Here is a 9505-nt window from a genome sequence, read left to right as displayed (position 1 = left end):
CTCACGCCTCGCCGATCTCGTCGAAGGCGCAAGCATCGTGCAAAGCACGCCAGCATCAACTTGTGGGTAACTGCAAGTCAGCCCGGACGGTTACCATTCGCGCGTGCGCACACGGATTCGATCTGTCGCCCTGACGCGACAAGCTGAGCGGGCGCCCGCTGGATGGACGCCTTTGCCGTTCAGTTGGTTACGCTGGTGTTTCACGCAGGCGCAGCAGCGCCCCCGTGACGCCGCCCGCGTGGTCCTTGGCCCATATCAGCGAAACGTCCAGATCCACGCCATCGGATGAAATCGGACGGAACTCGACATCGCTGCCGCCGACGCTGGAGGGCACGATCGCCAGCCCCAGCCCCGCCGCCACCAGACCCATGGCCATCAGCGGCGATGACACGGTGCAGGACATGGTCGGCGGGAAACCTAGGACGCGGGCCGTCATGGCAGCCCCGTCCACATCGCCGCGTCCGGAATAGCCGATGAACCCCTGTTCGCGCAGCATGTCCGGCGTGATCTTGCGCTTCGCTCGCAGCATCATGCTGCATGGGCGCGGAAAATCCACTTACGCCTGCTGTTCAGATTTCTGGGACCGGCTCTGTGGCGGAGTGATTTTTGCACTCTTATGCGCCACTGACAAATATGTTGTCGAATTGACCGCCACTCGCGGACCGGGCCGTGAAGGGATGGCCGCGGGTTCATGGCAGCTGGGGCCCCGACGATTCCGCTTTCATGCGTGGTCCCGGCCTTGTCGCGGCCGTCCCCGACCAGGGTGATCGGAGAACGGCCTGGTCTCGCCGGGCTGCGCGGCGTGGCTTTGCAATCCCTTGTGCCTACCTTATGATGCCGCGACGATTTTCTCGGAGTGGATGACCGCCTGATGACCCGAATCCTGATTGCCCTTGCGGCACTGGCCCCGCTTGCGGCCTGTGCCCCCCGCGTCGAGCCTGTGCCCGAACCCGTGCCGATGGTGGCACCGCCGGTGGTTGCCGGCGTCTCGGGCCTGCAGTCGCGCGAACCGGACGCCTGCCATGCCAAGGACTATATCGCCGCCCTGGGCCAGCCGGGCACGGTCGTCCCGACCCTGGGCATCACCCGCGATTTCCGCGTCGTCGAGTTCCGCGGCATCGAGCCGCAGGAATACGACCCGCTGCGCATCGTCTTCCGGCTGGATGCCGCCGGCAACATCTACAATATCGATTGCGGCTAAGGAGCATGCACATGAAAAAGATCCTTGCACTTGCCCCGGTGCTGGCGCTGGCGGCCTGCGTCGAGGCCCAGCCGCCGGAACAGCCGGCGGTGATGCCGCCGACCTGCGGGGCCGAGCAGTATCAAGGCCTGGTCGGGCAGTCGCAATCGGTGCTGCGCGACATGATGCTGCCGGCGGGAACCCGGGTCATCGGTCCGCGCGATCCGGTGACGATGGACTTCCGCCAGGACCGGCTGAACTTCGAGATCGGCGCCGACGGCCGCATCGCCCGCGTCGGCTGTTTCTGAGATCTTGCGGGCGCGGTTCCGGCCGCGCCCGCGACCATGCCTAAAGCCAGAGTTCCTGCAGGCCGAAGTCAGGTCGCAGCAGCACCATCTCGGCGCGGCGCCCGGGGGCGAGGGCGCCGTAACGGTGCGACAGCCCCAAAAGCGCCGCAGGCGTGGCCGAGGCCATGCGCAGCGCGCGCTCCGGGGCGATGCCCACCTTGCCGGTCAGGGTCGCGATCGCCTGCGGCATGGTCAGATCGGCCCCGGCCAGGGTGCCGTCGGCCAGGGTCAGGCGCCCGTCGCGGCGCAGCACCCGGCGTCCGCCCAGTTCCATCTCGGTCAGATCGGTGCCGGCGAAGGCCATGCAGTCGCTGACGAGGAATATCCCCTCGCGGCGCGCCGCCAGCGCCAGCCGCATCACCGCCGGATGCACATGGATGGCATCGGCGATCAGCCCTGCCGCCAGATCGCCCGACAGCACGGTGCCCGCAAGGCCGGGGGCGCGATGGCCGATCTGGCTCATGGCGTTGAACAGATGCGTGGCGCAGCCCGCGCCGGCGGCGATGGCGGCCAGCGCCTCTTCATGCGTGCAGTCGCTGTGGCCAAGGCTGACCAGCGCGCCCGCCGCGGCCAGGGCGGCGATCTGCTGCGGCGTGACGCTGGCCGGCGCCAGGGTCAGCATCAGGGCCGGCAGGCGGCGCGCGGCGTCACAAAGCAGGGCGAGGTCGGCCTCCTGCATCACCCGGATCAGCGCCGGGTCATGCGCGCCCTTGCGCCTTGGGTCCAGATGCGGCCCCTCCAGATGCAGGCCCAGAAAACCCGGCACTCCGGCCGATGCCGCGGCGATGCCGGCGGCGATGACCTGCGCCGTGGCCTCGGGCGTGTCGGTGATCAGCGTGGGCAGCACGCCCGCCGTGCCCAGGCGGCGATGCGCGGCGCAGATCTGGCGCAGCGCCGCCAGATTGCTGCGCCCGTCCACCATCAGCCCGCCGCCGCCGTTCACCTGCAGATCCAGAAACGCCGGGGCGAGGATGCCGTCCAGCCGGCGCCCGCCCGGTGGCGCCGCGGCCTCGGGCAGAATGTCGGCGATCTCGCCGTCCTCGACCACCAGCGCCTGGCCGTCCAGCAGGCGCGTGCCGTCGAAGATGCGCGCACCAGTCAGGATTTCCGTCGCCATCAGACCGTCTCCGTCACCTTGCGCAGATGCGGCGGCGTGTCGGGATCAAAGCCGCGCCGCCGCGCCAGCGCCTCGATGAAGGCGTAAAACCCGGCGATGGCGACCAGCGGCGCCACCAGCGGATGCAGGCCCGCGACCGAGGGCAGGGTGGTGGCGCCGCCGACCTCGGTGCCGGTGACAAAGACATCGGCGCCCTGCGCCGCCAACCGCTCGGCCGTGGCTTTCAGCTGCGGCAGCGCCGCGTCCTCGATACCCAGCGCCAGCACCGGGAATCCGGCCTGCACGATGGCCGAGGGCCCGTGCAGCACCTCGGCGGCGGAATAGGCTTCGGCATGGATGCCGCTGGTCTCCTTGAATTTCAGCGCCGCCTCGCAGGCGATGGCAAAGCCCGGGCCGCGGCCCAGCACGAAGGCCGATCCCGCCCGCGCCAGCCGCGCCGACAGGGGTGACCAGTCCAGCGCCACCGCCTGGGCGAAAGCCTCGGGCAGGGCGGCCACGGCCTCTTGCAGGGCGTGGTCCTCGCGCCATTCGGCCAGCAGCGCCAGCCCGGCCAGCACCGAGCAGACGAAGGTCTTGGTGGCGGCGACGCTTTTCTCCTCGCCCGCCTGCAGCGGCAGGCAATGGCCCGAGGCGCGCGCCATCGGGCTGTCCTCGAAATTGGTGATGGCCACGGGCAGGGCGCCGCCGTCGCCGGCCGCGCGCATCATTTCCACGATGTCGGGGCTGCGGCCCGACTGCGAGATGCCGATGCAGCAGGCCTTGCCCAGCCGCAGCGGCCGGTGATAGATCGAGGCGATCGAGGGCCCGACCGAGGCGACCGGCACCCCGGCCTCCAGCTCGATGGCGTATTTCAGATAGGTCGCGGCATGGTCGGACGACCCGCGCGCCACCGTCACCACCAGATCCGGGTCCTTGCGCCGCAGCGCCGCCGCCGCATCCAGCACCGCCTGGCGCGAATCCTGCAGGAAGCGCGCGGCGGCGGCGGGGATCTCGGCCACCTCGCGGGCCATGTGGGTCTGGCTCATGGGGTCTTCCTTTCGTCTTCGGGTGCCAGTTTCAGTTCCACGGCAAAGTCATAGGCATCGCCGCGATAGAGCGAACGGGTGAATTCGACCACCTGGCCCGAGGGCAGGTAGGAGATGCGCTCGATGCGCAACCCGGCGGCGCCGGTGGCAACGCCCAGCAGCGCCGCGTCGCGCGCGGCCAGATTGGCCGCCGAGATGCGCTGCACGGCGCGCACCGGCCGCAGCCCGCGCGCCTGCAGCACCGCGTAAAGCGATCCGGCCACCGCCTCGGGATCGGGCAGTAGCGCCTGGGCCAGCGAGGCGTGCTCGATGGCCAGCGGCACGCCGTCCGAGATGCGCACGCGTTCCAGCCGCGCCACGCGGTCGCCGACGCCCAGGCCCAGCGCCATCATCTCTTCGGGGGCGGGGGCGTGCAGGCCGCGCGCCAGCCAGCGGCTTTCCACGCCCTTGCCGCGCCGCGCCATGTCCTCGGTGAACGAGGTCAGCAACGACAGCGCCTGTTCCAGCTTCTCGACGCGGGGGGCGACGAAAGTGCCCGAGCCGCGCCTTTGCACCAGCTGCCCCGCGGCGACCAGTTCCGCCACGCCCTTGCGGATGGTGACGCGCGACAGCCCGGTCATCGCCGCCAGTTCGCGTTCGGGCGGCAGGCTGTCGCCGGGCTGCAGCCGGCCCGAGGCGATGGCCTCGGCGATGCGCCGGTGCAATTGCAGGTAAAGCGGGCCGCCGGCACTGTCGTCGAAGGCCGCGGGGCTGAACAGATCCGCCATCAGCCCCCCTGCCGCGCCAGCGCCAGCGCGCCGTCCAGTCCCGAGCCCTGCGGCGCGCGCATTGGCCAGCGCCCGGCCAGGCGCGCGGCGTAATGCGGCGCCAGCCCGCCGAGGAACACCACCGGCAGGTCGCGTCCGGCCTGCAGGCAGTCGATCATCGCGCCGATCTCGGCCACGGCGGCGGCCAGGATGCGCTCGGCCGCCGCATCGCCACCGGCCATGATGCGCGGGGCGAAACGCCCGAAATCGGCGGGTTTCGCCTGCAACCCGAATGAGATCACGCCCTCGATGCCGCCCAGTTCGTCCAGCACGCCCTGCAGCAGGGGCGACATCGGCACGAAACCGTCCTCGGCGCGCAGGGCCTCGGACAGCAGCACACGGCCCAGCACGGCGCCGCTGCCCTCATCGCCCAGCAAAAAGCCGCGGCCGCCGTATTGCCGCATCCTGCCATCCGCCTGCACGGCAAAGACCGAACCGGTGCCCAGCGCGGCCACGATGCCGTCGCTGCCGCCCAGCGCGCCGGTGGCGGCGGTGACGGCATCGGTGAGCACGCGCGCGCGCCGAAAGGGCAGCATCGCCTGCAACCGCCTGGCCGAGGCGGTGACATTGGCGCCGGCGAGGCCCAGAACGGCGCCGAGATCCTCGATCCGGCCCTGTCCGGCGTCGCGCAGGGCCGCCGCTGCCGCGGTCAGGATATTGGCGCAGGCGCCCTCGACATCGATCGAGATATTGGCCGGCCCGGCCTCGCCGCGGCCCAGCACGGTGCCGTGGGCATCGGCCAGCGCGGCGCGACAGCCGGTGCCACCGCCGTCTATGCCCAGAAACAGTGACATGGCATCCCCCTTTGTGCACATGATACCAAAACAATACCAAAAGGGAAGCGGAATTGCCGGAACACCCCTGAATACGCGAAATTGGTGCCGATGTCAGAAGGTCCTTTACAATTGGTATTGCTTTGGCATTGAATGCGGGCAGGAGGAATCGCATGACCGCAACCAGCACCGAATCCCGCCATCCCGCTGCCGGGGGCCTGCATGCCCGGCCGGCCGCGGCGGTGCTGGAGGTGCTGCTGGCGGCGCAGATCGCGGCGCTGGGGGCGCTGCGCCCGGCGCTGCCGGCGCTCGCACGCGCCGCCGATGCCGCCACCGCCTCGCTGCGCGCCGGTGGGCGGCTGGGCTATGCCGGTGCCGGCTCGTCGGGGTTGATGGCGCTGGCCGACTGTCTGGAGCTGGCCGGAACCTTCGGCATCGCGCCCGAGCGCACGCCGATGATGTTCGCCGGCGGCGCCGAGGCGCTGCTTCACATGCGCGGCGCGGTCGAGGATGATGCGGAGCTGGCGCTGGCCGATCTGGCGCGTGCGGGGCTGGGTGCCGGCGACACGCTGCTGTGCCTGTCGGCCTCGGGGCGCACGCCCTATGCGCTGGCCATCGCTGGCGCGGCGCAGGAGCGCGGCGTGAGCGTGGTCGGCATCGCCAATGTCGCCGGCTCGGCGCTGCTGGAACTGGCCGATATTGCCGTGCTGATCGACAGCGGGCCCGAGGTGGTCGCCGGTTCGACCCGCATGGGCGCAGCCAGCGCGCAGAAGGTGGCGTTGAACATGCTTTCGGTGCTGGTCGGCATCGGGCTGGGCCATGTCCATGACGGGTTCATGGTCAATGTCGTGGCCGACAATGCCAAGCTGGCCGACCGCGCCACCCGTATCGTCGCGGCGCTGGCCCGGGTCGGGCGCGCCGAGGCCGAGGCGGCGCTGGCGCGTACCGGCGGCGCGGTGAAACCCGCGATCCTGGTCGCGCGCGGCATGGCGCCCGAAGCCGCGGCCGCAAGGCTTGCCGAGACCGGCGGGCATCTGGAGCCGCTGATCCGACATCAACCAGAGGGTCCATGAGAGGCCCGCTGCCAAAGGGAGAAGACCATGACCAAGACCATCCGGCTGGCGTTGCTGGCCAGCACGCTGCTTTCCGGCGCCGCCCTTGCCGATGACGTGACGCTGACCGTCGAGAGCTGGCGCAACGACGACCTGACCATCTGGCAGGACAAGATCATCCCCGCCTTCGAGGCTGCGAACCCGGGCATCAAGGTGGTCTTTGCCCCCTCGGCGCCGCCGGAATACAACGCCGTGCTGAACTCGAAACTGGACGCGGGCTCGGCCGGGGACCTGATCACCTGCCGGCCCTTCGACGCCTCGCTGGAACTGTTCAACAAGGGCAAGCTGGCCGATCTGAGCGACATGGCCGCGATGGCGAACTTCTCGGATGTGGCGAAATCGGCCTGGCAGACCGACGACGGCAAGCAGACCTTCTGCGTGCCGATGGCCTCGGTCATCCACGGCTTCATCTACAACAAGAAGGCGTTCGAGGAACTGGGCCTGACCCCGCCCAAGACCGAGGCCGAGTTCTTTGCCGTGCTGGAGAAGATCAAGGCTGATGGCAATTACATTCCCATGGCCATGGGCACCAATGACCAGTGGGAAGCCGCGACCATGGGCTATCAGAACATCGGCCCGAATTACTGGAAGGGCGAGGAGGGCCGCAAGGCGCTGATCGCCGGCACGCAGAAGCTGACCGACGAGCCCTGGGTCGCGCCCTTCCGCCAGCTGGCGAAATGGAAGGATTATCTCGGCGACGGCTTTGAGGCGCAGACCTATCCCGACAGCCAGAACCTGTTCACCCTGGGCCGCGCCGCGATCTATCCCGCCGGCTCGTGGGAGATCGGGGTGTTCGGTCCGCAGATCGCCGGCGCCTTCGAGATGGGTGCCTTCCCGCCGCCGGTGCCGGCCGAGGGCGACAAGTGCTATATCAGCGACCATACCGACATCGCGCTGGGCATGAATGCCGGCACCAAGCATCCCGAGGAAACGAAGAAGTTCCTGGAATGGGTCGGCTCGGCCGAGTTCGCCGAGCTTTACGCCAATGCGCTGCCGGGGTTCTTTTCGCTGAACGCGACGCCGGTCGAGATGGCCGATCCGCTGGCCAGGGAATTCGTCGGCTGGCGCGAGACCTGCGAGCCGACCATCCGCTCGACCTATCAGATCCTGTCGCGCGGCACGCCGAATCTGGAAAACGAGACCTGGAACGCCAGCGCCAATGTGATCAAGGGCACCGAGACCCCCGAGGCCGCCGCCGAGCGGCTGCAGAAGGGTCTGGCCAGCTGGTACGCCCCGCAGCAGAAGTGAGCGCCGGCCGGGCCTGACGGCCCGGTAAAGGTGGGGGGGCTGTCTGCCCCCCGCACCCCGAGGATATTTTCCCAAGGAAGACAAGGGAGACGACATGGCGCGGCGGAAACCGGTTCGCTGGCATATCGCGGTATTTCTGGCGCCGGCGGTGCTGGTCTATACCGCCATCATGATCGTGCCGCTGTTCGGGACGCTGAACCTGTCGCTGTTCAGCCTGGACGCCGCGGGCGAGCGCGTCTTTGTCGGGCTGGCGAATTTCGCCACCCTGTTCGGCGACCCGCGCTGGAGCGCGGCCTTCTGGAATGCGCTGGGCAACAACGCCTGGTTCTTTCTGGTCCATATGCTGGTGCAAAACCCGGTAGGGGTGGCGCTGGCGGCGCTGCTGTCCTCGCCCAGGCTGCGGGGGGCGGCATTCTATCGCACGGCGATCTTCATTCCCACCATCCTGAGCTTTGTCATCGTCGGCTTTGTCTGGAAGCTGATCCTGTCGCCGATCTGGGGCATTGCGCCCGGAATGCTGGATGCGGTCGGGCTGAAGGCGCTGTTCGCGCCCTGGCTGGGCAAGGAGCAATATGCCTTGACCACGCTGGCGCTGATCTCGGTCTGGCAGTTCGTGGGCATTCCGATGATGCTGATCTATGCGGCGCTGCTGTCGATCCCCGAGGAGGTGATCGAGGCGGCCGAGATGGACGGCGTCACCGGCTGGTCGCAGTTCTGGAGGATCCGCCTGCCGCTGATCCTGCCGGCGATCGGCATCATCTCGATCCTGACCTTCGTCGGGAATTTCAACGCTTTCGACCTGATCTATGTCACGCAGGGCGCGCTGGCGGGACCGAATTTCGCCACCGACATCCTGGGGACATTCCTGTATCGGACCTTCTTTGGTTTCCAGCTGCAGCTGGGCGATCCGCATATGGGGGCGACCATCGCCACCGCCATGTTCGGCATCATCCTGCTGGGGGTCTGCTTTTATCTGTTCGCCATCCAGCGCCGCCTGCGCCGCTATCAGTTCTGAGGAGCGAGAGAGATGAGCCAGGCCCGCCAGTCCCCGTTCCGCAGCCTTGCCGCACATGCCGCGCTGCTGAGCTATACGCTGATCGCGCTGTTTCCGGTCTTTGTGATCGTGGTCAACAGCTTCAAGAGCCGCCGGGCGATATTCGCCGATCCGCTGGCGCTGCCGACGCCTGCGACCTTTGATCTGGTGGGTTACCGCACCGTGCTGGCGCAGGGTGATTTCCTGCAGTATTTCACCAACTCGATGACCGTCACCCTGGTCAGCCTGTTCTGCGTGCTGCTGTTCGGGGCCATGGCGGCATTCGCCCTGTCGGAATACCGCTTTCGCGGCAACATGCTGATGGGGCTGTATCTGGCCTTGGGGATCATGATCCCGATCCGGCTGGGGACGGTGGCGATCCTGCAGATGATGGTGGCCTCGGGGCTGGTGAACACGCTGACGGCGCTGATCCTGGTCTATACCGCGCAGGGGTTGCCGCTGGCGGTCTTCATCCTGTCCGAATTCATGCAGGGTGTCTCGGACGATCTGAAGAACGCCGGGCGCATCGACGGGCTGTCGGAATACACCATCTTCTTCCGGCTGGTGCTGCCGCTGGTGCGGCCGGCCATGGCCACGGTGGCGGTCTTCACCATGATCCCGATCTGGAACGACCTGTGGTTTCCGCTGATCCTCGCGCCTTCCGAGGCGACCAAGACCATCACGCTCGGCAGCCAGGTGTTCATCGGCCAGTTCGTCACCAACTGGAATGCGGTGCTGGCAGCGCTGGGCCTGGCCATCGTGCCGGTGCTGGTGCTGTATCTGCTGTTCTCGCGCCAGCTGATCCGCGGCATCACCGCCGGCGCGGTGAAATGAACGCCAAGACCCCAAACAAAGGAGAGCCCG

The 9505-nt window shown here is 68.5% G+C and carries 11 protein-coding genes; 6 read left to right on the top strand and 5 right to left on the bottom strand.

What is annotated here, in order from left to right:
• Nucleotides 1-187: 187 nt before the first annotated feature.
• A complete protein-coding gene (locus WMK75_RS12770; protein WP_347268039.1) occupies nucleotides 188-529 on the bottom strand; it encodes a LysR substrate-binding domain-containing protein in 342 nt (113 codons plus the stop codon).
• Nucleotides 530-871: 342 nt separating this feature from the next.
• Between WMK75_RS12770 and WMK75_RS12765 the strand changes: the two genes are divergently transcribed.
• Nucleotides 872-1201 carry a hypothetical protein gene (locus WMK75_RS12765; protein WP_347268038.1) on the top strand — a complete coding sequence of 110 codons (330 nt, stop codon included), beginning with the start codon at nucleotides 872-874 and terminating at the stop codon, nucleotides 1199-1201.
• An 11-nt stretch (nucleotides 1202-1212) separates the two neighbouring features.
• Nucleotides 1213-1488, top strand: a complete 276-nt coding sequence (locus WMK75_RS12760) for an I78 family peptidase inhibitor (protein WP_347268037.1) — start codon at nucleotides 1213-1215, stop codon at nucleotides 1486-1488.
• Between the two features lie 40 nt (nucleotides 1489-1528).
• Here WMK75_RS12760 and nagA read toward each other — a convergent pair whose 3' ends face one another.
• Genes nagA through WMK75_RS12740 form a run of 4 tightly spaced genes read right to left on the bottom strand, consistent with a single transcriptional unit; the run spans nucleotide 1529 to nucleotide 5269 of the window.
• A complete protein-coding gene (gene nagA, locus WMK75_RS12755; protein ID WP_347268036.1) occupies nucleotides 1529-2644 on the bottom strand; it encodes an N-acetylglucosamine-6-phosphate deacetylase in 1116 nt (371 codons plus the stop codon).
• A complete protein-coding gene (locus WMK75_RS12750) occupies nucleotides 2644-3669 on the bottom strand; it encodes an SIS domain-containing protein (RefSeq protein ID WP_347268035.1) in 1026 nt (341 codons plus the stop codon). The genes nagA and WMK75_RS12750 overlap by 1 nt, the downstream gene beginning before the upstream one ends.
• A complete protein-coding gene (locus WMK75_RS12745) occupies nucleotides 3666-4436 on the bottom strand; it encodes a GntR family transcriptional regulator (RefSeq protein WP_347268034.1) in 771 nt (256 codons plus the stop codon). The genes WMK75_RS12750 and WMK75_RS12745 overlap by 4 nt, the downstream gene beginning before the upstream one ends.
• Complete coding sequence (locus WMK75_RS12740) at nucleotides 4436-5269, bottom strand: BadF/BadG/BcrA/BcrD ATPase family protein (protein ID WP_347268033.1); 834 nt, start codon at nucleotides 5267-5269, stop codon at nucleotides 4436-4438. Before WMK75_RS12740 ends, WMK75_RS12745 begins: the two co-directional genes overlap by 1 nt.
• Nucleotides 5270-5421: 152 nt before the next feature.
• On the opposite strand from WMK75_RS12740, the gene WMK75_RS12735 reads away from it, so the two are divergent.
• The 4 genes from WMK75_RS12735 (at nucleotide 5422) to WMK75_RS12720 (ending at nucleotide 9475) form a co-directional block, all read left to right on the top strand.
• On the top strand, nucleotides 5422-6321 hold the full coding sequence (locus WMK75_RS12735; protein ID WP_347268032.1) for an N-acetylmuramic acid 6-phosphate etherase: 900 nt from the start codon (nucleotides 5422-5424) through the stop codon (nucleotides 6319-6321).
• A gap of 27 nt (nucleotides 6322-6348) precedes the next feature.
• The gene (locus WMK75_RS12730; RefSeq protein ID WP_347268031.1) at nucleotides 6349-7608 is read left to right on the top strand and encodes an ABC transporter substrate-binding protein; all 1260 of its coding nucleotides are present in this window, start codon (nucleotides 6349-6351) and stop codon (nucleotides 7606-7608) included.
• A gap of 94 nt (nucleotides 7609-7702) precedes the next feature.
• Nucleotides 7703-8623 carry a sugar ABC transporter permease gene (locus tag WMK75_RS12725; protein ID WP_347268030.1) on the top strand — a complete coding sequence of 307 codons (921 nt, stop codon included), beginning with the start codon at nucleotides 7703-7705 and terminating at the stop codon, nucleotides 8621-8623.
• 12 nt (nucleotides 8624-8635) lie between these two features.
• Complete coding sequence (locus WMK75_RS12720; protein ID WP_347268029.1) at nucleotides 8636-9475, top strand: carbohydrate ABC transporter permease; 840 nt, start codon at nucleotides 8636-8638, stop codon at nucleotides 9473-9475.
• Nucleotides 9476-9505 lie beyond the last annotated feature (30 nt).

It is taken from the genome of Paracoccus sp. (in: a-proteobacteria) (assembly GCF_039808215.1).
In the GTDB taxonomy this organism is placed as follows: Bacteria; Pseudomonadota; Alphaproteobacteria; order Rhodobacterales; family Rhodobacteraceae; genus Paracoccus.
Note: the sequence above shows the minus strand (reverse complement) of the source record. Positions and strands in the feature narration are given on the sequence as shown.

Excerpts from the sequence above, each read along its gene's own strand:
- WMK75_RS12770 (WP_347268039.1), bottom strand. The coding sequence starts at position 529 with ATGCTGCGAGCGAAGCGCAAGATCACGCCGGACATGCTGCGCGAACAG.
- WMK75_RS12765 (WP_347268038.1), top strand. The coding sequence starts at position 872 with ATGACCCGAATCCTGATTGCCCTTGCGGCACTGGCCCCGCTTGCGGCC.
- WMK75_RS12760 (WP_347268037.1), top strand. The coding sequence starts at position 1,213 with ATGAAAAAGATCCTTGCACTTGCCCCGGTGCTGGCGCTGGCGGCCTGC.
- nagA (WP_347268036.1), bottom strand. The coding sequence starts at position 2,644 with ATGGCGACGGAAATCCTGACTGGTGCGCGCATCTTCGACGGCACGCGC.
- WMK75_RS12750 (WP_347268035.1), bottom strand. The coding sequence starts at position 3,669 with ATGAGCCAGACCCACATGGCCCGCGAGGTGGCCGAGATCCCCGCCGCC.
- WMK75_RS12745 (WP_347268034.1), bottom strand. The coding sequence starts at position 4,436 with ATGGCGGATCTGTTCAGCCCCGCGGCCTTCGACGACAGTGCCGGCGGC.
- WMK75_RS12740 (WP_347268033.1), bottom strand. The coding sequence starts at position 5,269 with ATGTCACTGTTTCTGGGCATAGACGGCGGTGGCACCGGCTGTCGCGCC.
- WMK75_RS12735 (WP_347268032.1), top strand. The coding sequence starts at position 5,422 with ATGACCGCAACCAGCACCGAATCCCGCCATCCCGCTGCCGGGGGCCTG.
- WMK75_RS12730 (WP_347268031.1), top strand. The coding sequence starts at position 6,349 with ATGACCAAGACCATCCGGCTGGCGTTGCTGGCCAGCACGCTGCTTTCC.
- WMK75_RS12725 (WP_347268030.1), top strand. The coding sequence starts at position 7,703 with ATGGCGCGGCGGAAACCGGTTCGCTGGCATATCGCGGTATTTCTGGCG.
- WMK75_RS12720 (WP_347268029.1), top strand. The coding sequence starts at position 8,636 with ATGAGCCAGGCCCGCCAGTCCCCGTTCCGCAGCCTTGCCGCACATGCC.